General features: G+C 60.0%; 23 protein-coding genes. All 23 read right to left on the reverse strand.

Features of this window, described 5'->3' with window-relative positions:
* Window positions 1-123: 123 nt before the first annotated feature.
* The gene (locus KBP52_RS10440; protein ID WP_007920053.1) at window positions 124-1,599 is read right to left on the reverse strand and encodes a sigma-54 dependent transcriptional regulator; all 1,476 of its coding nucleotides are present in this window, start codon (window positions 1,597-1,599) and stop codon (window positions 124-126) included.
* A 172-nt stretch (window positions 1,600-1,771) separates the two neighbouring features.
* Window positions 1,772-2,068, reverse strand: coding sequence for a hypothetical protein (locus tag KBP52_RS10445; protein ID WP_007920054.1), 297 nt, complete (start codon window positions 2,066-2,068; stop codon window positions 1,772-1,774).
* Between the two features lie 10 nt (window positions 2,069-2,078).
* Entirely contained in the window at window positions 2,079-2,474 is a 396-nt protein-coding gene (fliS, locus tag KBP52_RS10450; RefSeq protein ID WP_064119541.1) for a flagellar export chaperone FliS, read from the reverse strand.
* A gap of 130 nt (window positions 2,475-2,604) precedes the next feature.
* The gene (fliD, locus tag KBP52_RS10455; RefSeq protein WP_077571652.1) at window positions 2,605-4,065 is read right to left on the reverse strand and encodes a flagellar filament capping protein FliD; all 1,461 of its coding nucleotides are present in this window, start codon (window positions 4,063-4,065) and stop codon (window positions 2,605-2,607) included.
* An 82-nt stretch (window positions 4,066-4,147) separates the two neighbouring features.
* Window positions 4,148-4,504 (reverse strand): flagellar protein FlaG, encoded by a 357-nt coding sequence (locus tag KBP52_RS10460; RefSeq protein ID WP_077571651.1) that lies wholly within the window; start codon window positions 4,502-4,504, stop codon window positions 4,148-4,150.
* A gap of 73 nt (window positions 4,505-4,577) precedes the next feature.
* The gene (locus KBP52_RS10465) at window positions 4,578-5,429 is read right to left on the reverse strand and encodes a flagellin domain-containing protein (RefSeq protein ID WP_077571650.1); all 852 of its coding nucleotides are present in this window, start codon (window positions 5,427-5,429) and stop codon (window positions 4,578-4,580) included.
* Between the two features lie 245 nt (window positions 5,430-5,674).
* Window positions 5,675-5,941, reverse strand: coding sequence for a hypothetical protein (locus KBP52_RS10470; protein WP_116033149.1), 267 nt, complete (start codon window positions 5,939-5,941; stop codon window positions 5,675-5,677).
* On the reverse strand, window positions 5,938-7,227 hold the full coding sequence (locus KBP52_RS10475; RefSeq protein ID WP_123594711.1) for a 6-hydroxymethylpterin diphosphokinase MptE-like protein: 1,290 nt from the start codon (window positions 7,225-7,227) through the stop codon (window positions 5,938-5,940). The genes KBP52_RS10470 and KBP52_RS10475 overlap by 4 nt, the downstream gene beginning before the upstream one ends.
* An 87-nt stretch (window positions 7,228-7,314) precedes the next feature.
* On the reverse strand, window positions 7,315-8,241 hold the full coding sequence (locus KBP52_RS10480; RefSeq protein WP_212622702.1) for a ketoacyl-ACP synthase III: 927 nt from the start codon (window positions 8,239-8,241) through the stop codon (window positions 7,315-7,317).
* Window positions 8,242-8,467: 226 nt separating this feature from the next.
* Window positions 8,468-9,520: a pseudaminic acid synthase gene (pseI, locus tag KBP52_RS10485; RefSeq protein WP_077571646.1), complete on the reverse strand. Its 1,053-nt coding sequence runs from the start codon at window positions 9,518-9,520 to the stop codon at window positions 8,468-8,470.
* Entirely contained in the window at window positions 9,513-11,018 is a 1,506-nt protein-coding gene (pseG, locus tag KBP52_RS10490; protein WP_212622703.1) for a UDP-2,4-diacetamido-2,4,6-trideoxy-beta-L-altropyranose hydrolase, read from the reverse strand. Before pseG ends, pseI begins: the two co-directional genes overlap by 8 nt.
* Window positions 11,015-11,710 carry a pseudaminic acid cytidylyltransferase gene (pseF, locus tag KBP52_RS10495; protein ID WP_116033141.1) on the reverse strand — a complete coding sequence of 232 codons (696 nt, stop codon included), beginning with the start codon at window positions 11,708-11,710 and terminating at the stop codon, window positions 11,015-11,017. The genes pseG and pseF overlap by 4 nt, the downstream gene beginning before the upstream one ends.
* Complete coding sequence (locus KBP52_RS10500; RefSeq protein WP_137219393.1) at window positions 11,707-12,327, reverse strand: pseudaminic acid biosynthesis-associated methylase; 621 nt, start codon at window positions 12,325-12,327, stop codon at window positions 11,707-11,709. Before KBP52_RS10500 ends, pseF begins: the two co-directional genes overlap by 4 nt.
* A 31-nt stretch (window positions 12,328-12,358) precedes the next feature.
* Entirely contained in the window at window positions 12,359-13,516 is a 1,158-nt protein-coding gene (gene pseC / locus KBP52_RS10505; protein WP_212622704.1) for a UDP-4-amino-4,6-dideoxy-N-acetyl-beta-L-altrosamine transaminase, read from the reverse strand.
* Window positions 13,513-14,514 (reverse strand): UDP-N-acetylglucosamine 4,6-dehydratase (inverting), encoded by a 1,002-nt coding sequence (gene pseB, locus KBP52_RS10510; RefSeq protein ID WP_116033133.1) that lies wholly within the window; start codon window positions 14,512-14,514, stop codon window positions 13,513-13,515. The genes pseC and pseB overlap by 4 nt, the downstream gene beginning before the upstream one ends.
* A 30-nt stretch (window positions 14,515-14,544) precedes the next feature.
* Complete coding sequence (locus tag KBP52_RS10515) at window positions 14,545-17,469, reverse strand: TIGR00180 family glycosyltransferase (protein ID WP_212622705.1); 2,925 nt, start codon at window positions 17,467-17,469, stop codon at window positions 14,545-14,547.
* Between the two features lie 50 nt (window positions 17,470-17,519).
* Complete coding sequence (locus KBP52_RS10520; RefSeq protein WP_077571639.1) at window positions 17,520-18,248, reverse strand: cephalosporin hydroxylase family protein; 729 nt, start codon at window positions 18,246-18,248, stop codon at window positions 17,520-17,522.
* A 29-nt stretch (window positions 18,249-18,277) separates the two neighbouring features.
* Window positions 18,278-18,943 (reverse strand): acetyltransferase, encoded by a 666-nt coding sequence (locus KBP52_RS10525; protein WP_116033125.1) that lies wholly within the window; start codon window positions 18,941-18,943, stop codon window positions 18,278-18,280.
* Window positions 18,940-20,061, reverse strand: a complete 1,122-nt coding sequence (locus KBP52_RS10530; RefSeq protein WP_212622706.1) for a DegT/DnrJ/EryC1/StrS aminotransferase family protein — start codon at window positions 20,059-20,061, stop codon at window positions 18,940-18,942. The genes KBP52_RS10525 and KBP52_RS10530 overlap by 4 nt, the downstream gene beginning before the upstream one ends.
* On the reverse strand, window positions 20,058-21,284 hold the full coding sequence (locus tag KBP52_RS10535; protein WP_212622707.1) for a class I SAM-dependent methyltransferase: 1,227 nt from the start codon (window positions 21,282-21,284) through the stop codon (window positions 20,058-20,060). The genes KBP52_RS10530 and KBP52_RS10535 overlap by 4 nt, the downstream gene beginning before the upstream one ends.
* Window positions 21,281-21,841, reverse strand: coding sequence for a dTDP-4-dehydrorhamnose 3,5-epimerase (rfbC, locus tag KBP52_RS10540; protein WP_093439614.1), 561 nt, complete (start codon window positions 21,839-21,841; stop codon window positions 21,281-21,283). Before rfbC ends, KBP52_RS10535 begins: the two co-directional genes overlap by 4 nt.
* Window positions 21,838-22,920, reverse strand: a complete 1,083-nt coding sequence (gene rfbG / locus KBP52_RS10545; RefSeq protein WP_116033114.1) for a CDP-glucose 4,6-dehydratase — start codon at window positions 22,918-22,920, stop codon at window positions 21,838-21,840. The genes rfbC and rfbG overlap by 4 nt, the downstream gene beginning before the upstream one ends.
* Complete coding sequence (gene rfbF / locus KBP52_RS10550; protein WP_077571633.1) at window positions 22,902-23,675, reverse strand: glucose-1-phosphate cytidylyltransferase; 774 nt, start codon at window positions 23,673-23,675, stop codon at window positions 22,902-22,904. The genes rfbG and rfbF overlap by 19 nt, the downstream gene beginning before the upstream one ends.
* Window positions 23,676-23,829 lie beyond the last annotated feature (154 nt).

Below are 23,829 nucleotides of genomic sequence, written 5' to 3' on the forward strand. Positions count from 1 at the left end.
GGGCTTGGGGCATTGTGCTTTCTCGCTTGGCTGACCGTCAGTTAAACGGAACGTTGCGAGGGCTGTAGCAATACCCGTGCCTAAAAAAAACCGCTTATAAATGAAGCGGTTGAAAAACAGGCGTCAATCCTCCGCCTGTTCATCTCCATCGCGGCGGCTCATGCCGTACTTGCGCATCTTCTCGACCAGGGTGGTACGACGGATACGCAGACGCTCAGCGGCACGCGCAACAATGCCATTGGCATCGTCCAGCGCCTGTTGAATCAGGCCCTGTTCCAGACCGCCGAGGTAGTCTTTCAGGTCCAGGCCTTCCGGCGGCAGCATGGCATTGGCGGTGAAGTCCGGCGTATGGCCATTGATCGCCACACGCTCTTCGAGGTCGCTGCGCAGGCTGTCGACCATTTGCTCGTCTTCGTCATCGACGTAGCGGAATTTCTTCGGCAGTTCGACCACGCCGATCACCCCGTACGGATGCATGATCGCCATGCGCTCCACCAGGTTGGCCAGTTCGCGGACGTTGCCCGGCCAGCCGTGACGGCACAGCGACATGATCGCCGCCGAGTTGAATCGGATCGAACCGCGCTTCTCGTGCTCCATGCGCGAGATCAGCTCGTTCATCAACAACGGAATGTCTTCGACGCGCTCACGCAGCGGCGCCATCTCGATCGGGAACACGTTCAGGCGATAGTAGAGGTCTTCGCGGAAGGTGCCGATCTCGATCATGCTTTCGAGATTCTTGTGCGTCGCAGCGATGATGCGCACATCGACGCTCTGGGTCTTGTTGCTGCCCACGCGTTCGAAGGTGCGCTCCTGCAGGACGCGCAGCAGTTTGACCTGCATCGGCAGCGGCATGTCGCCGATTTCGTCAAGAAACAGCGTACCGCCATTGGCCAGTTCGAAACGGCCGGCACGGCTGGTGATCGCGCCGGTGAAGGCACCCTTCTCGTGGCCGAACAATTCGCTTTCGAGCAGCTCTGCCGGGATCGCCCCGCAGTTGACCGGAACGAATGGCGCATCGCGACGCTTGGAGTGGTAATGCAGATTACGTGCAACCACTTCCTTGCCGGTCCCGGACTCACCGAGGATCAGCACGCTGGCATCGGTATCTGCGACTTGCTGCATCATCTGACGCACGTGCTGTATCGCACGACTGGTGCCGACGAGGCTGCGGAACAGATTGGGTTCGCGATGACGACCGCGCTCACGGGCCTGGTCATACATCTCGCGATAGACCTGGGCACGGTGCAGGGAGTCGAGCAATTTGCTGTAGCTGGGTGGCATTTCGAGGGTCGAAAGCACGCGGCGACGCTGATCTTCAGGCAGGTCAACGGAAGAATTATCGCCCATCAACAAAACCGGAAGGAACTCATCCCAGGTTGAGAGTGTCTTTAGCAAGCCCAAAAGCGCACCAGGAGCATTAACCGTCCCGATCAGTACGCAAATGACCTCACGACTAGACGACAAAGAGCCGACTGCCTGCTGCCAGTCATGGCTGCCGCAGGGTAAATTTTCTTCGCCAAGAAAATTTAGAATCACCGCCAGGTCGCGGCGGCGGACGCTATCGTCATCGATCAGCAGAATTTTGGTTTCACGCCACATGCAATAGCAACTTCCCTAGTCAACTCAATGCCCAAAATAAGGGGCAAGCGAGACGCTTGCAGGACACCATGTGCCTGTAGACGCCTGAAATCTGAAAACAGCCACTAGTTAAGTCAAAAAACCGTGCACAGTCAAATTTATGGCGCACATGTCTGGATTAACTGGAGGTTAATTAACCAAACAGATGGTAAACCTTTGCCGCCTTTTGCGCTTGGGTGATCTGCGACATCTCGTTGGCTATCGCCTGCCGCTCACCCATCGCCACCTCAAGAAGCTCCTTGTAGACGTGGAGCAACTCCTCAAGATTGTTGCGCAACGCGTCTTCATCCAGTGCAGCTTCAGCCATGACGTCTTCCATGCAGGAACGGCAAGCCAGATCCAGCTCGCCAATGGCTTCCCAATTGCGTTCGGCCAGCGCAGTGACCAACGCTTCACGGGTATCGGCGATTCGCTGCAATACAAGACTCATGGTGATCTCCTTAAAACTGGGGGCCTGGCGGAGCAATGCCGTCCCAACCTTCCTTCACGGTGCGCAGCAGCCCGGCAACTTCGTCGAGGATCTTCGGATCACTCTTGATGTTGGCCTCAGCCAGTCGCTTCATCATGTAGATGTAGAGCTGGTTGAGCTCAGCAACCGAATCGGCGCTGTTTTCCAGGTCCAGACCTTCACACAAGCCACCAATGATGCCCACGGCCTTGCTGATGGCCGTGCATTTGGCAGCAATGTCCTTGCGCTCAATCGCGCCCTTGGCCTCAGCGATACGCCCCAGGCCACCTTCCATCAACATTTGCACCAGGCGGTGCGGGCTCGCTTCGGACGTCTGTGCATGTGCGCCGACTTTCTGGTATTGCCGAAGGGCTAACATCGGATTCATGTTCTACCTCATTGCCACATTGACTCGTATAACCAGTGTATCGCCAACGAATCAGAGAACTTTAGATCAAAAAGACAAAAACCCGGCACACGCCGATAAAGCGTAGCCGGGTTTTTGTCGTGCCTGTCTGTTACTTCGCGGACTGCTGAGCGTTCAGCGAGCTGAAGAACGACGTGATGTTACTCGCCGTCGCCTTCATCTGGCCTACCAGCAAGTCCATGGCGTTGTACTTGGCAGTCAACGTCTTGGTCAGGTTCTCGACACGCAAATCCAGCGCCGCTTGCTGGTCGGTCAGGTTTCTGGTGTTTTTAGTGAGAATGGCCATGCGCTGATCAAGCAAGCCGACGCCGTTAATGCTACCCGCTGGCGGCTTGAGATACGGATCAACCACCTTGCTCATGCGCGTCAGCAGACCATTGGTGTCGTCGGTGCCGGTAAACAACTGCTGAACCTGGCCGGTCATGCCTGGCTGCGCCATGGTTTTGGTGAAAGCAGCGGTGTCAAACTTCAGGTTACCGGTGTCGCGGTCGGTCATCACACCCAACTGCGACAGCACTGACAACGGGCCGCCAGCGCCTGTTGCCGTCAACTGTTCACGAATATCGGCAATCAGTGCACGCGGCATCGCGTCGCCGGTGAACGCCGCTTGCACGGTCAGCTTGCCATCGGCATCCGGCGTCGCCTTGGACAGCGTATCAATGGTGGTCTTCAACGTGTTGTAAGCGTCGACGAACGACTGAATCGATGTCTGCAGGCCTTTGGTGTTGGCGTCCACGCTGACCACAGTCGGCGTCGCAGCGTTACCCACGACAGGACTGACCGTCGTCAGGTTCAGGGTCAAGCCACTGATTGCGCCGGTCACCGTATTGCTTTTGCTGGTGACTTCAAGGCCGTCGATGGTCAGCTTGGCGTTGCCCGCAACGTCGTTGACAGCGCCTGAAGCGCCTGCAGCCGGGCTAGCGCCCATCTTCTGGGTGCCATCGATTTCCAGACCGGCAATACCGCTGACTTTGAGGTCAGAGCCTTCGCCGGTCTTGCTCGAACTGATCACCAGGCGCGACGAACCGGAGCTGTCGGTCACGATGTTGGCGGAAATCCCGTTGGCGCCCTGAGCCTTGTTGATGGCGTCGCGGGTGGTTTGCAACGTGGCATTTGCCGGAATGTCGACATTGTAATCAGTGCCATTCTGACTGATTTTCAGGGTACCACTCGGAATGGCACTGGCGGCACCGCCGGCGAAAGAGGCGCTGGCGATTTTCGAGCCAGTGGCCAATTGACTGACAACGACGTTGTAATTGCCCGTCACTGCGGTGCTGTCGGACGTCGCGCTCAGATTGGTATTGCTCGAAGTCGCGGTGAAGCCGGCAAAGGCAGGATTGGTCTTGCTGCCCAGATTGGTCATCGCCGTCTGGAACGTGGTCAATGCACTCTTCAGCGAACCGACGCCGGAAATCTTCAGCGTATTGGCTTTGGTCGCGGTATCGATCTGCGTCTGCTTCGGCGCCTTGTCGGCGTTGACCAGCGCAGTGACGATCGCACCGATGTCCAGGCCGGAACCCAGTCCGGAACCCGGTAGAATTGGACTTGCCATTTGCATCTCCCTTCAGATTGTTGCCATTCTTTTGACCGTTACCCGCGTCCTGAGAATGGACAAACATTATTCATGCCAGCTATCAGACTTTGGCGTCGAACAACACGTGGCTTGCATTGGCCAGGCTGTCTGCCAGCTTGAGAGCTTCTGCGGAGGGAATCTGTCGAACGACCTCACCCGTCTCGCTTGCGATCACCTTGACGATGACCTTCCCGGAATGCTCGTCGATAGAGAACTCCAGATTGCGCTTGATCGATTGAACAAACTTCTCGATCTCCTGCACGGCCAGCTTCAACTTGGCATCGTCCGTATCCTGACTCTTGGCAGTGGCCGGAGCTTCAGTCTTGGCAACCTTAGGCGTTTCTGACGGTTTGTCAGCAACCGGCGCTACTGGCTTGGGAGCCGGATAAGACTGGTTAAGCTTGACGCTCATGTCCATGCTCATCACCTCCTAACGTAAAAAGGCGAGAGAGCACGACCAGCGCACCCTCCCGCCCAAACTTGTTCCGATATTACTGAAGCAGCTTCAGTACAGCGGAAGGCAGTTGGTTGGCTTGAGCCAGAACGGAGGTCGAAGCCTGCTGCAGAGTTTGCTGCTTGGTCAGGTTAGCAGTTTCTGCGGCGAAGTCGGTGTCTTGTACACGACCCTGAGCAGCGGTGGTGTTCTCAACGATGTTCTGCAGGTTGGAGATGGTGCTGGTCAGACGGTTTTGCGAAGCACCCAGGCTCGAACGAGTGCTGTTGATCGCGGCAATTGCAGCGTCGATCGCGGTGATTGCGTTGTCGATGTTGGCAGCAGCGCCCGATACGCTTGCACCGGTCAGAACTACAGTACCGCTACCTACGGACAGGCTGACGGCGTCGAACTTGGAGCTCAGTACCAGGTCGATGTGGTTAGCCGAACCGGTGTTTGCGCCCACTTGCAGGGTCACAGTACCAGCCGAACCGTCCAGCAGGTTTTTGCCGTTCAGGTTGGTGGAAGCAGAGATACGGGTCAGTTCGTCCGACATCTGGGCGAATTCGTCGTTCGTTGCTTTCTGGTCGATGCTGCCGTTGGTACCGGTACGGGCTTTAACAGCCAGTTCACGCATACGCTGCAGAATGTCGGTCGAAGCTTGCAGAGCGCCTTCAGCGGTCTGAGCAACGGAGATACCGTCGTTGGCGTTCTGGATCGCCTGGTTGCCACCACGGATCTGGGAAGTCATACGGGTAGCGATCTGCAGGCCAGCGGCGTCGTCTTTAGCGCTGTTGATTTTCAGGCCGGAAGACAGGCGCTGCATCGAAGTCGACAGAGCGTCGGAAGCGCGGTTCAGGTTTTTCTGAACGTTCAACGACGTGGTGTTGGTGTTTACTGTTAAAGCCATGACGAATTCCTCGTTGGTTGGGTACTGCGGCTTCCGGCCCTGGCAACCGCCGGGTATGGCCTAGAGAACCTTCGTAATAGTTATCGTCGGGTTTGCAGGTTGCTTGAGGGCTTTTTGAAAAAAATTTGCCATCACCCTGCCACTCCCAAAAAAACAAGGGCTTAGCGCACCCCACCCACGAAAAAATGACGCCATAAAACTGCCCACACCAACAACCCTTGTGCCAGAGCGGTCGCCCCCCGCCCTCAGCGCTGCGCACCGTCCAGCAATTCAATCAGCTCATACTCGATGAAATCGGCGAGCCCCAGCCAATCCTGGCGTTCCTGACACGCCAGGATGTGTGTCAGCACCTGTGCCCACGACTGCTGGACATCCTCACGGGCGAGCGAAAAAAACTGCTGCGCCTCATCGAACACATCGACCATGGTCAGCGCCGCTTCGACATCACGGCCCAAACGAAACAATCCCGCACATTGCCGGCAGGCGCTGATGCAATTCACTTGCGCACTCATTGCACAAACTCCGGATTGAATTGTGTGCCCACGATCATCGCGCCCGCCCGACTGCTGTTAAGGAAGCTGACTTCTGGATGCAACGCGATATAACGCTCCAGCACGCACAGGTAGCCACGAAAATTCAACTGCGTCCGGACACGTTCGCCATTGCCGTCACGCACCCAGTGCCGAGCCTGCTCCAGCGCTGGCCCCAGATCGCCATCGTCCCAGCCGGCATGTGTCTTGTTCATCGGGAAGGCAAAGTCGGCGCCGAACAGCGTGATGCGCGTGCCGCCCATTTTCACCGCCAGATCCACGGCGGGGTGAATCACGCTGCCGCCGGCATTCAATTCGGCTCGTGGGTGTTGCTGACGCAACGTGGCGTAGACGGGGCTGGCGGTATAGGCGCCATAGCGTTTGCCCTTCCAGGCCTTCAACACCGTCGGCGAGCTCATGGGCAGGTACACCAGCGGGATGCCGTCCGACTCCTCGAAAGGCAAGTGCCGAAAGCTGATCAACCGATCGATCGTCACCACCAGATCGGGGATGATCCCGTGCTGACGCAAAGGCCGATAAGCCGTGTCGACACAAATGAACAGCGGCCGCTCGGCCTGAGCGCGGACCGCCGCCAGTCGTTCAAAATGGCCTTCCAGGCTCGGCCCGGTGCCGATCACATAGATTTCGCGGCCGACACAGGTACCAAACAGTCGCGCCACGTCATCATCGGCAAGCAGCACCTCCAGGCTATCGCGCAAGCGCTGCTGGATCGCCGGCAATTGCGGATCGAACTCGCGATTGTTGAAACTCAGGTGAACCTCATTGACCAGCCGATCACGAATCTTCGCGCTGAAGTCATCGGCCAGGAGCATTTCCGCGGGCAGCGCAAAAAACGGCGTGTAGATATCTGCATGATCGCCGGCATACATCAGCTCGACTCTGGGGTCTTCAAGCCATTGCCGCTGGTCGAGCAACTGCAGAACCAACGCAAACAAGGCGCCGTTGAGGATGTGCACGTACAACCGCTCAAGTGCCGCGCGTTCCAGCAACACCGACGGCAGGTCGCCAAGGCCGGTGCCGTAGACGTGCAACCGAGGTTTTTCCGCCAGGCTGGCTGCCTGGACCCGGGCCTCGTGGATCCGGTCGTGACGACTGGTCAGTTGAATCCCGTCGACACTCAGCGTAGAGCCCAGGCCTTGCACCAGCTCGGCGTGAATGACCGAAGTGTCTTCAGCCAGCAATCGTGCAAACAGCGCCGGCCAGCGCCGCTGCAACACCTCGGCATTGGCTTGGAAAAACTCGCTCATGGCGCCTCGCGCTCCCTTACAGGCAAAAAAATAGCGTTCAAGGTTAACCTTGAACGCTATTTTTGTATCCGCCGTTTTTGCTCTGGCTCAAGGGCGGTAGATGATCGCCGAGCCCCACGACAGACCGACACCAAAACCGCTCAGCGCAATACGCTGCCAATCGGAATCGATGACGTGTTTTTCCAGCAGCAACGGAATGCTCGACGACACGGTATTGCCGGTCTCGACCATGTCCTTGATGAACTTCTCCGGCTCGCCTTCGAAGCGACGCGCCACGGCATCGACAATCGCCGCGCTGCCCTGGTGAATGCAGAACGCATCAATGTCGTCAGCCTTGAGGCCCGAATCATCGAGCAGCTCATGCAGGTGCGCTGGCACTTTCAGCAACGCAAAGTTGAACACCTGACGACCGTTCATGAAGAACACGCCATCGGTGACTTTCAAGTGCGGCGCACCGGAGCCGTCAGTGCCGAACTTGGCCTTGCCCAGCGCCCAGACCGGATCTTCGCCCATCCACGTAGCGGTCGCGGCATCACCGAACAGCATGGTGGTGTTGCGGTCTTCCGGGTCGACGATTTTCGAATACGGGTCAGCGGTGATCAGCAGGCCGTTCTTCAGGCCGGCGGCTTCCATGAAGCCCTTGATCGCGTAGATGCCGTAGACATAACCGGAACAGCCCAGGGAAATATCGAACGCCGCCACATTGGTCGGCAGACCGAGTTTGTCCTGCACGATCGCGGCGGTGTGCGGCAGACCTTCTTCGTCACCGTTCTGAGTGACGACGATCAAGGCGTCGATCGATTCACGCTTCAGATCAGGGTTACTGGCAAACAGCGCATTGGCCGCTTCCACGCACAGATCGGAAGTTTCTTGTTCAGCGTCTTTGCGCGGCAGGAATGCCGAGCCGATCTTGCCAAGGATGAATTCTTCATCCTTCTCGAATTTTGCACCTTGTGCGTAATTGTCCACGCCGGCTACAGGAACGTAGCTCGCAATGCTTTTTATGCCAATCATTACGGCTTCCCAATAAAAAACAGCCCAAGACCACCGCTCGCAAGGATTTCGAGGGGCGCCGACAAACAGAAAACGGCCGCCACAACGGGCAGCCACGGGGAGCACAAAGGGCTATCACTGGAATCGAAAACGAGCCAGGCGCCATCTCCCCGATCAATACAATACAGTGAAGATGCGCGTTATGACTCGCAGGTCACGCTATTTTGCCGAATCGGTGCAGATCGGCTTATTCGACCAACGACCAGTCCAGCGGCGTGCCACGCTTGATCGGCGCGCGCGCGCGGCGGCCGAGGACGGCGTCGGTGTGCTTGGGCGGCAGACCGAGGCCGGGGCGAATGGCGCGCAGATTGTCCCCGGTAAAGGTGTCACCGGCCGCCATATCGGCGGTGACGTACAGCGAGCGGCGATAGACCAGCGACTTGCGCTCAGCCTCTGTGACGCCGTAATGCACCTGGCCCATGGCTTGCCAGGCGCGCTCGGTTTCCACCACCAGACTGGCCATTTCCGCTGGTTCCAGCGAGAAGCTCGCATCGACGCCACCTGCTGAACGGTCGAGGGTGAAGTGTTTTTCCACCACCGTCGCGCCGAGTGCCACGGCAGCTACGGACACACCGACGCCCATCGAGTGATCCGACAGCCCCACTTCGCAGCCGAACAACTCACGCAGATGCGCGATCGTGCGCACGTTGCTGTTGAGCGGTGTCGCCGGATAGGTGCTGGTGCATTTGAGCAGCACCAGATCCTTGCACCCCGCCTCGCGGGCAGCGCGCACGGCTTCATCCAGCTCAGCGATGCTGGCCATGCCGGTGGAGATGATCAGTGGTTTGCCGGTGGCCGCGACGCGACGGATCAGCGGCAGATCGGTGTTTTCAAAACTGGCGATCTTGTAGGCCGGCACATCGAGGCTTTCGAGAAAGTCCACGGCGCTGTCGTCGAACGGCGTGGAAAACGCGAGCATGCCCAGCTCTTTCGCTCGGGCGAAAATCGGCGCGTGCCATTCCCACGGCGTATGGGCCTTTTCATACAGAGCATAAAGCGAAGTGCCGGCCCACAGACTGCCCGGATCCTTGATGAAGAACTCGCCTTCAGCCAGGTCCAGCGTCATGGTTTCAGCGGTATAGGTTTGCAGTTTCAAGGCATGCGCCCCGGCCTTGGCCGCTGCCTCGACAATTTGCAGGGCGACGTCCAGCGACTGGTTATGGTTGCCGCTCATCTCGGCAATGATGAATGGCGGCGCGTCGGCGCCGATCAAGCGGTTGCCGATCTTGAAACTAGTCATGCGGGTGATCCTTCAAAACACGGGTGAACGCACAGGCACTTTGAGTGAACCCGGCGTCACGAAACACATTCAACGAGGGACGATTGTCCGGCAACACCTGAGCGGTGATGACCTGCAGTTGCGGCCAGTGCGTAGCAACAAACGCCTCACCATGGGCCAACAGCGCCCTGCCCCACCCCAAGCCCATCCGCCCTTCAAGCAGGTAGATCGAGACTTCGGCTTCAAACCCGCGCAGGTCATAACGCACGACGCCGACCGCGCCGTCGTCCGCCTCAGCGATCAACAACAGGCGCTGTGGATTGCGCAAACTCGCCGTCAGCCAGTTCAGGTGCTGCGGCCAGTCGATCACGCCACTGTCCAGCGACCAGCGCCGTACCGTTTCGGCATTACGTCCATCGAACAGTAACTGCGCATCGTCCAGGGTCGCCGCGCGCACCTTGAGCACCGCACCGGCCAGTGCCACCGCAATTCGCTCGGCACCGCGCCCGTCGACCAGTCGTCGCGAGCGTTCGGCCAGGCTCTGGCGCAAATAACGATTGCCGGTGACAAAGCCGATAGCGTCGCGCAATTGCTCGACACTGACCTGTTCACGGGCGCCCATGAACACATGCGCGCCTGCTGCCGCCATGACTTCGCCGTTGGCCTGCTGATTGTTCGACACGGCAATACAGATCGTCGGCAGCCCCATCGCCGCCCGCTCCCAACTGGTGCCGCCCCCGGCGCCGATAAACAGATCAGCCTCGGTCATGCGCTGGTAGAAGTCGCTGACAAAACTGTGCAGACGCCAGTTCGGCCGTGTCTCGGACAAGGCCTGCATCTGCGCCCATGCCGGGTTATCGGCGCCAGCGACGAAGTCCACCTGCAACTCGGGAAAATCCGCCAGCGCGAGCATCGCGTGATGGGTTTGCATCGCGGCATCGAAACCGCCGAAATTGACCAATACCCTTCGCGCCGTGGGTTTGATCTCGATGGCCGGGCAGCGGAATTCTTCGCGCAGCATGGCATAGCGTGGGCCGAGCAAGGTGCGACACCCTGCCGGCAACAGCGGCCGATAATTTTCGTGCAGGCCCGAGAGATTCTGATTGAGCAGCAGATCGACGCTGTAGCGCCGCGTAGCAAGATCATCCACTGCCGCAATCCGTGGCGCCCACTGTCGAGCAGCCGTTTGCCATTGGTGATCGAGGCCGTAGTGATCGACGATGACCCAGTCGAATTCGGCGTGCCCCTCGAGCACCGCCGCCAACGCGTCGATGTCGGCCTGCCACGGCAGCATCGATTCGATGGCCTGCTGTGGGTCTTCCGCGGTATAGCGCTCAGGCAGCGCAAAAGTCTCGAAGCCCTCGGCGCGCAAGGCAGCAAGGCGATGCCCCGGCAGACAGCGGCAGGCAAACGCGACGTGGCTGCCCTGCCCGCGCAACACTCGCGCCAGCGTCAGACAGCGGGCAATGTGGCCGCTGCCGATGGTTGGCGAAGCGTCGGCACGAATCAGCACTCTCATTGCAGCTCTCCACCGGCCTTGAGCGCGGCGTACAGGTATTCGGCGCGTTTCCAGTCTTCAAGGGTGTCGATGTCCTGCACCAGATGTCGGGGCAGAATCACCGGCAGACTGGCTGGCGAATAGAGCACTTCGCCACGCAACCATGCGTCACTGCGCCCCCAGTAAAACTGGCCGGCGTCCTGAAACGCTTCGGGCAGATCCTGCGAACGGGTGTTGCGAAATTCGGGATACAACGCCGTCAAGGCGCCCTGCGCATCCAGCGTCAGTGCGCGCTGCACCGGAAAACCAAAACCGCACACGGAGAACGTGAATGACTTGTCTGGACGTTGCTCCAGCAACTCGATGCCCTGGCGCAGATAACGTGCCTGCAACAGCGGCGCCGTGGCATACACACAACAGGCGTAATCAAAGCCAGGCAATTGCTGCAGGGCGTGCACGATCACCGCTGCGGTACCGGTGAAATCATCGGCCAGCGCCGCCGGGCGCATAAACGGCACCTGCGCACCGTGCGCTCGCGCAACGTCGGCAATCTCGGCATCGTCGGTGCTGACCACCACCTGATCGAACAACCCGGAGTCGAGCGCGGTGCGAATCGAACGGACAATCATCGGCACACCGTCAAACAGCGCAAGATTCTTGCGCGGGATGCGTTTGCTGCCGCCACGGGCCGGGATGATTGCGACGTTGCTCAAGGGCGTTTTTCCAGCAGGAACCAAGTGATGTCGTCCGCCGGGAATTGCGGATCGCGGTGATAGACGAAACCATAATCGAGCAGGTGCAGATCGGCATAGCGATCGAGCATCTCGCCAGCGAAATCGCGTTTGAACAGCTTGCCGCTGTTGCCGCGATAAGGCACTTCCACCGGTGCCGGGTTGTAGTACTCGGCGATCAGAATGTAACGCCGGCTCAGCGCATACAACTGCGCGTACGCAGTCGCCAGCAACTCCGGCGCCAGATGAATCAGCACGCCTTTGCTCAGGCTCAAATCGTAGGTTCGCTCGCGGGGAAAGTCGAACAGCGAACCCTGCCAGATCTGCGCAATGCCCAGCGCCCGGGCCTGAGCGCAGGCGCTTTCATTGATCTCGACGCCGAACAGTTCACTTTGCGGCAACAGTTGATGCAACGCTTGCAGGTTGTTACCGGCATTGGTGCCCAGTTCCACCACGCTGTCGATGCGCCCGGCGCGACTCAGGGCCTTGGCGAACATCGCCAGACTGGCGGCCACCAGCGGCTGACCGATATTGCGCTCAACGTATTGGTTACCGAAATCGCCCTGCCAGAATTTTTCCTGCTCACTCAGATCACGCATTGCAGATACCCATCCATCGCCGCAGCGGCAATTATTCGGTCAGCCGACGCAATTGCTCGACCACGTAATCCTGTTGTTCATCGCTCAGCAGCGGGAACATCGGCAGGCTGATCGCCTCAGCGTAATAACGCTCGGCTTCGGGAAAGTCGCCCTCGGCGAAGCCCAGGTCGCGATAGTACGGCTGCAGATGCACGGGAATATAGTGCAGGTTCACGCCGATGCCCGCCGCGCGCAAGCCTTCGAAGACCTGCCGGTGACAGAGACTGATGCGATCAGTCTGCAAGCGAATCACGTACAGGTGCCAAGCTGATTCTGCCTCCGGCTGAAGGCTGGGCAACGTCACTGGCAAGTACGCCAGCAAGCGTTCGTAGCGTGCCGCCAGTTCGCGGCGACGGGCGATGAAATCGTCCAGTTTGCCGAGTTGCGACAGGCCCAACGCCGCCTGCAAATCAGTGATGCGGTAATTGAAGCCCAGCTCGATCTGCTGGTAATACCACGGGCCGTGGCTCGGCTCGGTCATCTGCTGCGCATCACGGGTCATGCCATGGCTGCGCAAACGCTGCAGGCGCTCAGCCAGTTGCGGGCGATTGGTCAACACCATGCCGCCTTCAGCGCTGGTGATGATCTTCACCGGGTGAAAGCTGAACACCGTCATCGCCGCAAACTCGCCGCACCCCACCGGACGTCCCGCGTACGACGCACCGACCGCGTGAGAAGCATCTTCGATCACGGTGAAGTTGTAGCGCTCGGCCAGTTGCGCAATGCGGCGCATGTCGCAGCTCTGCCCGGAGAACGCCACCGCCACCAGCACTTTCGGCAGGTTGCCGTCCTGTTCGGCCTGATCGAGTTTCGCTTCTAGGGCGAAGGCATCGAGGTTCCAGGTCAGCGGATCGATATCGACGAAATCGACCTCGGCGCCGCAATAACGCCCGCAATTGGCCGAGGCGAGAAAGGTGTTCGGCGTTGTCCACAAACGATCGCCCGGCCCCAGGCCCGCGGCCAGGCAGGCGATGTGCAGCGCCGCCGTGGCGTTGCACACCGCGACGGCGAAGTCCGCCTGGCACCGTTCGGCCATCGCTTGCTCGAAGCGCTCGATGGTCGGCCCTTGGGTCAGCCAGTCTGATTGCAGCACCTCGACAACCGCATCGATGTCTGCCTGATCGAGGCTTTGCCGACCGTAGGGAATCATACCGAGAGCTTCGCGTGCAGGTCAGTGATCTGTCCGACCGAGAGGAAGTGCGGGTTGGTGTCGGAGCGGTACTCGAAATCCTCGCTCACGGCACGCCCCTGCTCGCCAAGATTGTCGACGGCAAAATCGACATCGACGCTGGTAAAGCGGATCGATGGCTGGATGGTGTAGTGATCCTCAAACTCAAGGGTCATCCGCGCATCGTCCAGCGGCACCATCAATTCATGCAGCTTCTCGCCGGGACGAATGCCGACGTTCTTGTGCGGCAGATGCTCGGCCATGCCCCGCGCCAGATCGACGATGCGGATCGACGGAATTTTCGGCACGAACACTTCACCACCGTGCATGCGCGCGAAGCTGTCGAGGACAAACTGTACGCCATGGTCGAGGGTGATCCAGAACCGCGTCATGCGCTCGTCGGTGATCGGCAACTCCGTAGCGCCGTCGGTAATCAGCTTGCTGAAGAACGGCACCACCGAGCCACGCGAGCCCGCCACGTTGCCGTAGCGCACCACGGCAAAACGGGTTTGCTGCTCGCCGGCAATGTTGTTGGCGGCGACGAACAACTTGTCCGAGAGCAACTTGGTCGCGCCGTACAGGTTGATCGGGCTGGCCGCCTTGTCGGTCGACAGTGCCACGACTTTCTTCACGCCGTTGTCGATGGCGGCGGCAATGATGTTTTCCGCGCCGTTGACGTTGGTACGGATGCATTCAGTCGGGTTGTATTCCGCTGCCGGCACCTGCTTCAACGCGGCGGCATGCACCACGTAGTCAATCCCGCGCATGGCCTGCCGCAGGCGATCAGCATCGCGCACGTCACCGATGAAGTAACGCATGCACGGCGCATTGAACGTCTGCTGCATCTCGTACTGTTTCAGCTCGTCACGGGAGAACACCACCACGCGTTTGGGCTGGTATTGCTCCAGCAGTCGGGCGATGAATTTGCGCCCGAACGAGCCGGTGCCGCCGGAGATGAAAATCGATTTACCGTTGAACATGTCTGAATTCCTGTGTCCTGTTCGCCACGCTTAGCCGAGCAATTGCGCCCAATTGATCGGGGCACTTTCGCCCAGGGTAAAACCTTTGCCGGTCAGCGCCAGGTTGGCGTTGTACGCCGGATCCTGGGCAAAAGCCGCGCTCCACTTCTCACGCAATGCAGCCAATGCTTCAGGGGTTTGCGGCAACTCGCCGGTGTGCAACACCTGCACCAGCGGCGTCCACACGGTGAGGTAACCGGCCTGCCCGGCCTTGAGACACAGATCAACGTCACTGAAGCCGTCGGCGAAGGTCACTTCGTCCAGGCCACCCAGTGCGTTGAACAATTCTTTGCGCACCATCAGGCACACCCTCGACACCGCCGAATAGTTCTGCTCGACCGTCAGGCGCTGCATGTAACCCGCGTTAGTGTGTTTCTCGCCGATGAAGGCCGAAGCCACCCCGTCGTTCAGCCCGAGAATCAAACCTGCCTGGGCGATCTTGCCGTCGCGGTCCACCAGTTTGGCACCAACGATGCCGACCTCAGGACGCTGCGCGTGATTGAGCAACGACTCGATCCAGTTCGGGTTGACCACTTCACTGTCGGTGGCCAGCAGCACCAGATATTCGCCCTGCGCCTCTTGGCTGGCCGCGTTGTACAGCGCCACTGGGTCAAGCGGACGATCAGCATGCAGCACCCGCACTTTGGCGTTATGCAGCGTTCCCAGCCAGTCATTGATCTCGGCCGACTGATTCGGGTTGACCGCCACCAGCAACTCATAGCGGGTGTAACGGGTTCTGAGCAGCACGCCATCCAGGCAACGTTGCAATGCGCCAAGATCGTCGCCAGCGGGCACGATCACCGAGACCAGCGGCCGCTCGACATGGCGATAGTCGATCTGCCAGGTGCCAGGCTGCGTCGAGGTGACTTGAGCCTTGTAACCACGATTGCCCAAGTGCCGCAGCAGCGCCTGACGCTCGTGAGGATTTTCTGCCAGCTCCGGCGCCCGGGTAATCAGCAATGGTTCATCGAGATGGGCGAGGCCATCGAGGCCGCTCTGCTCGATGATGCGCAGCAGCACATCCAGTTCCAGCGCCTTGCTGAAATCGGCCTGATAACCGCCGAGCCCCGTCAGCACTTCACGACGAATCAACCAGTGCCGGGCCATCAGTGACGGAACGCTCTGCAGCAGATCGAGGTTGAAGCCCGGGCGGAACATATCCACCAGCGCACCATTTTCCTGGCGCTGGATCTCATCCGTGGCAACCGCACGCACACCCGGCGCAGCCATCAGTTCGAGACTGGCCCGCAGCAGGCCGGCAGCCGTGAACTCTTCACCCGCCTCAGCCAGCAGCAGCCAGTCGCTGGTCGACTGATTAACGCTCTGGTTGAGCTTGTCGACGAAGTTGCTTTGGGTCACGCGCACAAAGTGCAGGGTATTTTGTGCAGTGGTTGCCGCCGGCGGTTCGCCCGTGGTGAAGACCACAACCTTGAAGGCTTTGCTGTGACCTTCAAGCAAGCTGTCCAGGGTGATCTGCAACTTGTCGATGTCGTTGTCCAGATCGAGCAGGAAAATGCCGAACTGCGGACCACCGGCATTGTCTGCCAGGTGACCGGCAATCGCCGCGGCCTGCTCGGTATCCGGCTCACGTGCAGCGAGCCACTCGAGCAGTCGGCCGGTGAGCATCTTGGCGAATGTCGGCTGATGACCTTCGAGCAACACCGTGTCCAGACGCGCGACCCAGTCGCGCAGGACGGGCACGTCGTCTTCCTCGTCCAGCGGTTGCAATTGCGCGATCAGTTGCTTGATCACCGCGCGATTGAACACGTTGGCGTCGTGCGCCTGCCACAAGCGGTCAAGCACGCTTTGCGGGGTGTCATTGTTGCGTGCCAGCATCAGGCTCTGCTGGCGAGCCCAGATACCTTCCAGTTCCTGGAGCTGAACGCGTCCGGCAGGCATCGCGTGCAACAGAAACTCGAATTGCGTCAGTTGATCGAAAAACACCTGATTGTAGAACGGCATTTCCACGTATTGCTTCGGACCGAACCGACGCTGCGGGTCCGTCGCGATATCGACCCAGGTCGACTCGAAAATCAACTCGGCGGTGAGTGCCCGATAGTTCTTCAGGCTGTCGGCCAGCGTGGCAAAACTCTTCAGAGCAAACTGTTTGCCCTGCTGTGGATCCTGATGCTGGAGCTGGGTCGGCAACCCTGCGAGGAATTCGGCAAACGCTTCACGTCCGGCCACGCTCTTGGCGTCCATATAGGCCAGCGTGTGATAAATCTCGGTGTTGTGATCGGACTGGCCATAGTTGATTTCGCGCACGACATAAGGAATCGGCAGAATCCGCACCTTGCCCCGGGCCAGCATGTAAAAGGTGTGACCGACTTCCTGCCACTGGAAGATCGTGTCTTGCGGCATGGCTGCGTACCAGTCGCGCAAGATCGCCGTACGCTGCACGGCATAGAACGGCGGCAGGTACTGATGCATGTAATCGAGCAGACGCTCCTCGGCCTGATCGGCGGAGTAGTCTTCGCAGACTTTCTTGTCCCGCCGGAAGTAATTGACGCTGTTGGCGAATGCCAGATACATCAGGCTGTAGCCGTGGCACAGGCTGTAATCGGGGTTGGCCTCCATGAATGCCACGGCTTCGTGCAGGGCATCATGCACCAGGAAGTCGTCGTCGGCGGCAAACACCATGTAAGGCGTTTGCAGCTGCTCGACACCGTAAGCCAGCTTGGCGCGAATCCCCCAGTAGCCGAACTGCGGCAAGTGCTGATAATCCACGTGGGTGAATTCGGCAGGGATGCCCGTCAGCGCCACCGCCGACGAATCCAGCACCAGAATCCTGCACGGCAAACTGCTGTAGAAGCGAATGGCTCTACGCAAAAACGCCGGGCGTTCGTGGGAGATCAGCACGACGGTCAACTGTTCGTTGAGTGCCAGATCGGTTCCTGAAGTGTTCTTGCCTTGCATATATTCCCCACAAACGGCGCGTCGCCGAAAACTCATCGTTGTTGTGTCGATTAACGCACGCGACGCAGATAACCATCCGGCGCGACTGTGATCAGCAATTTGCTGTGAATCGCCTGATCGATCTCGAAATCGCGATTCTCTTCCAGGTAAGCCCACACCGCGGTTTTCGGGTTGTCACCCTTGCCCCACGGACGATCCGGGAACGCATCGGCCGGCATGTCTTCGACCACGGTGTCCATGACCACGCAATAGCTGTCCACCGAAACCAAAGGTGCATACAGACGCAGTTCTTCGAGGACATGCTCGTGGGTGTGGTTGGAGTCCAGCACCACCAGCACTTTTTTGCCCTGCACGCGCTCGCGCACCTGATCGACGATGGCGTTATCGATGCTCGAACCCTGGATCATGCTGATGCGTTTGAACATCGGGTGCGCTTCGATGGCTTCGCGGTTGTGCTCGCGAATATCGATGTCGATGCCCAGTACTTCGCCATGCCCGATCAGTTCCAGGATCGAGGCGTAGAACACCAGCGAACCGCCGTGCGCGATACCCGTCTCGACGATCACGTCCGGACGCAGGTTCCAGATGATTTCCTGCATCGCGACCATGTCCTGCGGGAACTGAATGATCGGCCGGCCCATCCAGCTGAAGTTGTACGTGTACTTGTGCTTGGCCGTGGTGCCGACCCAGTCCAGAGACTCGGTCTGCAAGGCCTTGTCTTTCTGCAGGCCTTCGATGTTGGCTTTTACTTCTTCGCGAAACTGTTCATGCGGATTCATTGCAACTCTCCAAAAATTCGGGAAACGGCCTACCTGAACACCCTGGCATCCGGGTAAGGCACTGCATTGGTCTTGATGATCCTGGCGGGATTGCCCACCACGACCGAAAAATCCGGAACATCTTTGGTCACTACCGCACCGGCACCGATGGTTACCCAGCGACCGATGCGCAGGCGCGGCAGGATCGTGGCGTTGGTGCCGATAAAGGTCCCGTCGCCGATTTCCACGCAACCGGCGATACACACACCCGGCGCCATGAACACCGAGTGGCCGATCTGCCCTTCATGCCCCACGACACTGCCGGCGCTGATGCTGGTGTTGTCGCCCAGTGTCACTTCAGCCTGCATCAGCACGCCTTCCTGCAGATAACTGCCCTGCCCCATGCGGATCATGCTCAGGTCGATCCCCGGATGAACGAACTGACCGAGGCGCGCACCGGCATCCACCAGCTGACAGGTGGTTTCGTAGCGTAACCGGGTACTGCCAGTGATCAGATTGACGAAGCGCACATCCTCGCCATTGAGCTCGCCGACAAGTTCGCAACCACCGAGCACCGGCACCCCATGAAACAGCGTGCCGTGCTTGCGCGGATCGTTGTCGAGGAAGGCGAATTCGACGTTCGGCGAGCTGCGCTTGACGGCGTGCAGCATGCGCACCGCTTCCGGGTTGGCGGCCCCCAGCAGATACAGCTTCACACTGTGTGCCCGCGAGCCAGCAGATCCAGCACCACTTGCACCACACGCTGCTGATCGGCGTCGGTCATGTCGTGATAGCTCGGCAGGTTGAAGGCGCGCTCCGGCAAGGCAAACGCCAGCGGCGTGTCGACCGCGTATGCGCTGAACATCGGCAGCGACGACAGCGGCCAGAAAAACACCCGCGCGTCGATGTCGGCGGCCTGGAAGACGGCGATCATTTGCTCGCGATGGATACCGGTATCGGCATCGAACACCACGGTCGGCATCCAGTAGCCATTACGGCCATGGGCCGGTTCGGGATTGAGCGACACACCCGGTACGCCTTCGAGCGCCCGCGCGTAGTTGGCAAAAATCGCCCGTTTGCGTTCGATCAACTCATCGATTCGCTCGACCTGGGCACAGCCGACAGCGGCCTGCAGATTGCTCATCTTGTATTTGAAGCCGACGAACTCCGGCCAGAACTGCTTGGTGCAACCTGCCACACGACCATGGTTGGACAGGGTCAGGACCCGCTCATACAAAGCCTTGTCCGAGGTGACGAACATGCCACCCTCACCGGTGGTCATGGTCTTGGTGCCATGAAACGAAAAAGCGCCGAAAGCCCCCAGCGAACCGGCAGCCTTGCCGCGCCATTGCGAGCCGATGGCTTCCGCCGCGTCTTCGATCACCGGGATGCCGAACTCGCGACCGATGGCGAGCAGCGCGTCCATGTCACACAGATTGCCGTACAGATGCACGGCGAGAATCGCCTTGGTGCGCGGGGTGATCGCCTTTCTGACAAGCTGCGGATCCAGGCACCAGCTGTCCGCCAGTACATCGACAAACACCGGCGTGGCGCCCAGATAAGTGATCGGTGCCGCCGAGGCAATCCAGTTGGTGTTGGCCAGGATCACTTCATCGCCAGCGCCGACACCCAGCGCGGCCATGCCCATGTGCAGCGCACCGGTGCAACTGGAAGTGGCGATGGCGTAGGTGGCGCCCAGATGCTCGGCAAAGCCGTGCTCGAAACGTGTCAGGTATTCGTAGCAACGTGCGCCCCAACCGTTCTGCACGGCGTCCAGGACGTACTGCGCTTCGAGTTCGCCAACGCTGGGTTTGGTGTAATGAATTCTGCTCATTGGATGCTCAACTCCGGAACGGCGACGACAAAACGTGCGCCCCATGCCTTGGCCGCAGACAGTTGCTGCGTCACTTCGCTCAACAGGTTCCACGGCAACACCAGAATGTAGTCCGGCTGCTCCTGGGCAATCCGCTCAGGCGCAACAATCGGGATGCGGCTGCCCGGCAGGAACTTGCCCTGCTTGTGCGGGTTGGCATCGGCCACCCAGGCCAGCAAATCCGCTTTGACCCCAGCGTAATTGAGCAAGGTGTTGCCCTTCGCGGCAGCGCCATAACCGACCACACGCTTGCCTTCAGCCTTGGCCTGTAACAGAAAGCGCAGCAATTGATGCTTGATGCTTTCTGCCGCAGGGGCGAGCGAGGCGTAGTACTCAGCGGTTTTCACCCCGGCAGCGAGTTCGGCCTGCAGTTGCTGCTGCACCGCCGCTTGCACCGGGCGACGCTGGCCGTCCTTGCGCTGCACGAACACCCGCAGCGAGCCGCCGTGCGTCGGTAGCTGGCTGACGTCGAACACTTCCAGACCATTGCGCTCGCACAGGGTCTGCACGGCCGTCAACGACAGGTAGGAATAGTGCTCGTGATAGAGCGTGTCGAACTGCGCGCCCGCCATCAGCGTCAGCAGTTGCGGGAATTCGAACGTGGCCACGCCGGTCGGCTTGAGCAGCGTCGCGAAACCGCCGAGGAAATCGTTGATGTCCGGCACATGCGCGAGCACGTTGTTGGCTGCCATCAGATCAGCGCCCCAGCCCTCGCTTTGCAACTGCGCGGCGCTATCGCGACCGAAGAACAGCTCACGAATCTGCAGACCTTTTTCCCGCGCTGCCTGTGCGGTGCTGCGGGTCGGCTCGACACCCAGGCACGGGATGCCACGCGCGGCGACGTATTGCAGCAGGTAGCCGTCGTTGGCAGCGACTTCCACCACGCGGCTGTCGGCGCTCAGGCCGAAGCGCTCGACCATCTCGGCGACATAGCGCTCGGCATGGGCCAGCCACGTGCTGGAGAACGAACTGAAGTAAGCGTACTCGGCGTCGAACAGGCTGTCGGCGCTGGTGTAATCCTCGGTCTGTACCAGCCAGCATTGCTGGCACACCGCGACTTTCAGCGGCACCCACTGCTCGGCCTGCTCCAGGCGATCAGCGTGGACGTAGGCGTTGGACGGCGGCGAGGTGCCGAGGTCGATCAGCGGCAGACTCAGCGGTGCGGCGCACCCACGGCAGTTCATAGACGCACTCCAGCAAAGTGTTGATCGAGCGCGGGATGGCTGGAATCACGCGCTGACAAATTATTGACAGGCAACGGCCAGGCAATCGCCAGCCGTGGATCATTCACCGACAGACCGCCCTCGTGCTCGGGTGCGTAATCGGCGCTGTGCAGGTAAAGCAATTCGGCATCTTCGGTGAGGGTCTGGAAACCGTGGGCGAACCCGGCAGGGATCAACAGGCTGCGACCGTCACCGGCCTTCAGATGCTCGGCGTGCCAGTGCAGAAACGTTTCCGAGTCGGGGCGCAAATCCACCGCCACGTCCCACACTTCACCGCGCAGGCAGGTGATCAGTTTGGCTTCCGGGGCGTTGGCGTTCTGATAATGCAGACCGCGCACACTGCCCTTCTCGCGGGTGCAGGAATGGTTGATCTGACGGATATGAAATTCACTGCCGAACGCACTCAGACTGCCCTCGCAGAACAACCGGGCGAAGTGCCCGCGCTGATCTTCGAAACGCTTGTGCTGAACGCTGAACAGTCCGGCCAGCGGCAACGCCTTCAGGGAAAACTCGCTCACAGCGCGCCTCGGTACAGGTTCAATTGGCCGAGGGTGACGGTGCGCATGTCATCGCCGTTCTGCCACGCCAGGTGCCAGTCGAGGGTTTGGGTCAGGCAGGCCTGCAAGGTCCAGCGTGGTTGCCAGCCAAGCACTTGGCGCGCGCGACTGCTGTCCAGACGCAACAGGCCCGCTTCGTGCAGTTCGCTTTTCTCGATGCGCAGACCGCGCGCCTGCGGCCAGCGGCTGGCAAGCAGTTCGACCACTTCGCCAACGCTGCACATGTCCGCCTCGCCTGGGCCGAAGTTCCACGCCCCGGCGTACTCCGGGCCCTCTTCGTAGAGGCCGGCGGCCAGTTGCAGATAACCGGCCAGCGGCTCCAGCGCGTGCTGCCACGGGCGCACGGCTTGCGGGTAGCGCAAGGTCACCGGCTCGTCGGCAGTCCACGCTTTGAGCACGTCGGGAATCAGTCGCTCAGGGGCAAAATCGCCGCCGCCGAGGACGTTGCCGGCACGCGCGGTGGCGAGGGCCAGACCGTGTTCGGCGTACTTGTCCGCTGGGAAAAACGACGCGGCATAGGATTGTGCGAGCAACTCACAGCAAGCTTTGCTGCTGCTGTAAGGGTCATGACCACCGAGGGCTTCGTCTTCGCGGTACGGCCACAGCCATTCCTTGTTGGCGTAGACCTTGTCGGTGGTCACCAGCACGCAGGCGCGCACGCAACCGACCTGACGAATCGCTTCGAGCAGGTTCAGCGTGCCCATGACGTTACTGGAGTAAGTGCCGAGCGGATCGCGATAGCCTTCGCGCACCAACGGCTGCGCGGCCAGGTGCAGAACGATCTCCGGCTCGGTGTCGGCGATGATTTCCAGCAAGGCGCCGAGATCTCGCAGATCGCCACGCTGATCGTTGATGCCTTCGTGCACGCGCGCCAGTTCGAACAGGCTCGGCTCGGTCGACGGATCCAGGGAAAAGCCGCTGACTTGCGCGCCGAGGCTTTGCAGCCACAGGGTCAGCCAGCTGCCTTTGAAACCGGTATGTCCGGTGACGAGAACGCGTTTGCCGCGCCAGAAATCCGCACTCAGTCCCATTGCTTCCATGGGGCCTCCCCGCTCTGCCACAGGGCTTCGAGGTGGTTCTTGTCGCGCAGGGTGTCCATGGGTTGCCAGAAACCATCGTGCTGAAACGCCATCAGCTCACCGCGGGCGGCCAGGCCGTCCAGCGGACCGGATTCCCAAGAGGTCGAATCGCCTTCGATCAGCGGCAGGACCTTGGGTGACAGCACGAAAAAGCCGCCATTGATCCAGCCTCCGTCGCCGCGTGGCTTCTCGGTGAAACCCAGCACCCGGTCGCCTTCGCGATCCAGCGCGCCGTAGCGTCCCGGCGGTTGTACGGCGGTGACGGTGGCCAGTTTGCCGTGAGTCAGGTGGAAGTCGACCAACGCGCTGATGTTCAAATCGGAAACGCCGTCGCCATAGGTGAAGCAGAAGGCTTCCTCATCTTCCAGATAGCGCGCGGCTCGCCCCAGGCGGCCACCGGTCATGGTTTCTTCACCGGTATCGATCAGCGTCACACGCCATGGCTCGCTGTAATTCTGGTGAACGTCCATGCGGTTTTCACGCATGTCGAAGGTCACATCGGAGGTGTGCAGGAAGTAGTTGGCGAAGAAATCCTTGATCGCGTACCCCTTGTAGCCCAGGCAGATCACGAAGTCGTGAATCCCGTGGGCGGAGTACTGCTTCATGATGTGCCAGAGAATTGGCTTGCCGCCAATCTCGATCATCGGCTTGGGCTTGAGGTGCGACTCTTCACTGATGCGCGTGCCCAGACCACCCGCCAAAATAACTGCCTTCATCCTCTCCCCTCTCGTTCGTCACAGCGCTGCGCGTCGCTTTCTTGAGCGTGCGGCCTTCTGGCTAAACCTTTCTGCCGTTTCGGGCGCAGGGGCAATGACCGCGAGCGCTCGTTTTATGGCGATTTGAGGGGGACTTGCAGGAAACGCGCCAGCT

Source organism: Pseudomonas sp. SCA2728.1_7 (assembly GCF_018138145.1).
Lineage (GTDB): Bacteria > Pseudomonadota > Gammaproteobacteria > Pseudomonadales > Pseudomonadaceae > Aquipseudomonas > Aquipseudomonas koreensis_A.

What these genes read in the sequence shown, in the direction of transcription:
- KBP52_RS10470 (WP_116033149.1), bottom strand. Translation starts at nt 5,941, where the DNA reads ATGAGTGCGCAAGTGAATTGCATCAGCGCCTGCCGGCAATGTGCGGGA.
- fliD (WP_077571652.1), bottom strand. Translation starts at nt 4,065, where the DNA reads ATGGCAAGTCCAATTCTACCGGGTTCCGGACTGGGTTCCGGCCTGGAC.
- pseG (WP_212622703.1), bottom strand. Translation starts at nt 11,018, where the DNA reads ATGAGAGTGCTGATTCGTGCCGACGCTTCGCCAACCATCGGCAGCGGC.
- KBP52_RS10530 (WP_212622706.1), bottom strand. Translation starts at nt 20,061, where the DNA reads ATGAGCAGAATTCATTACACCAAACCCAGCGTTGGCGAACTCGAAGCG.
- rfbF (WP_077571633.1), bottom strand. Translation starts at nt 23,675, where the DNA reads ATGAAGGCAGTTATTTTGGCGGGTGGTCTGGGCACGCGCATCAGTGAA.
- pseB (WP_116033133.1), bottom strand. Translation starts at nt 14,514, where the DNA reads ATGTTCAACGGTAAATCGATTTTCATCTCCGGCGGCACCGGCTCGTTC.
- KBP52_RS10500 (WP_137219393.1), bottom strand. Translation starts at nt 12,327, where the DNA reads ATGCGTGATCTGAGTGAGCAGGAAAAATTCTGGCAGGGCGATTTCGGT.
- KBP52_RS10480 (WP_212622702.1), bottom strand. Translation starts at nt 8,241, where the DNA reads ATGATTGGCATAAAAAGCATTGCGAGCTACGTTCCTGTAGCCGGCGTG.
- fliS (WP_064119541.1), bottom strand. Translation starts at nt 2,474, where the DNA reads ATGAATCCGATGTTAGCCCTTCGGCAATACCAGAAAGTCGGCGCACAT.
- pseI (WP_077571646.1), bottom strand. Translation starts at nt 9,520, where the DNA reads ATGACTAGTTTCAAGATCGGCAACCGCTTGATCGGCGCCGACGCGCCG.
- KBP52_RS10460 (WP_077571651.1), bottom strand. Translation starts at nt 4,504, where the DNA reads ATGGACATGAGCGTCAAGCTTAACCAGTCTTATCCGGCTCCCAAGCCA.
- KBP52_RS10520 (WP_077571639.1), bottom strand. Translation starts at nt 18,248, where the DNA reads ATGAATCCGCATGAACAGTTTCGCGAAGAAGTAAAAGCCAACATCGAA.
- KBP52_RS10515 (WP_212622705.1), bottom strand. Translation starts at nt 17,469, where the DNA reads ATGCAAGGCAAGAACACTTCAGGAACCGATCTGGCACTCAACGAACAG.
- KBP52_RS10475 (WP_123594711.1), bottom strand. Translation starts at nt 7,227, where the DNA reads ATGAGCGAGTTTTTCCAAGCCAATGCCGAGGTGTTGCAGCGGCGCTGG.
- pseC (WP_212622704.1), bottom strand. Translation starts at nt 13,516, where the DNA reads ATGATTCCCTACGGTCGGCAAAGCCTCGATCAGGCAGACATCGATGCG.
- rfbG (WP_116033114.1), bottom strand. Translation starts at nt 22,920, where the DNA reads ATGGAAGCAATGGGACTGAGTGCGGATTTCTGGCGCGGCAAACGCGTT.
- KBP52_RS10465 (WP_077571650.1), bottom strand. Translation starts at nt 5,429, where the DNA reads ATGGCTTTAACAGTAAACACCAACACCACGTCGTTGAACGTTCAGAAA.
- KBP52_RS10440 (WP_007920053.1), bottom strand. Translation starts at nt 1,599, where the DNA reads ATGTGGCGTGAAACCAAAATTCTGCTGATCGATGACGATAGCGTCCGC.
- KBP52_RS10445 (WP_007920054.1), bottom strand. Translation starts at nt 2,068, where the DNA reads ATGAGTCTTGTATTGCAGCGAATCGCCGATACCCGTGAAGCGTTGGTC.
- KBP52_RS10535 (WP_212622707.1), bottom strand. Translation starts at nt 21,284, where the DNA reads ATGAACTGCCGTGGGTGCGCCGCACCGCTGAGTCTGCCGCTGATCGAC.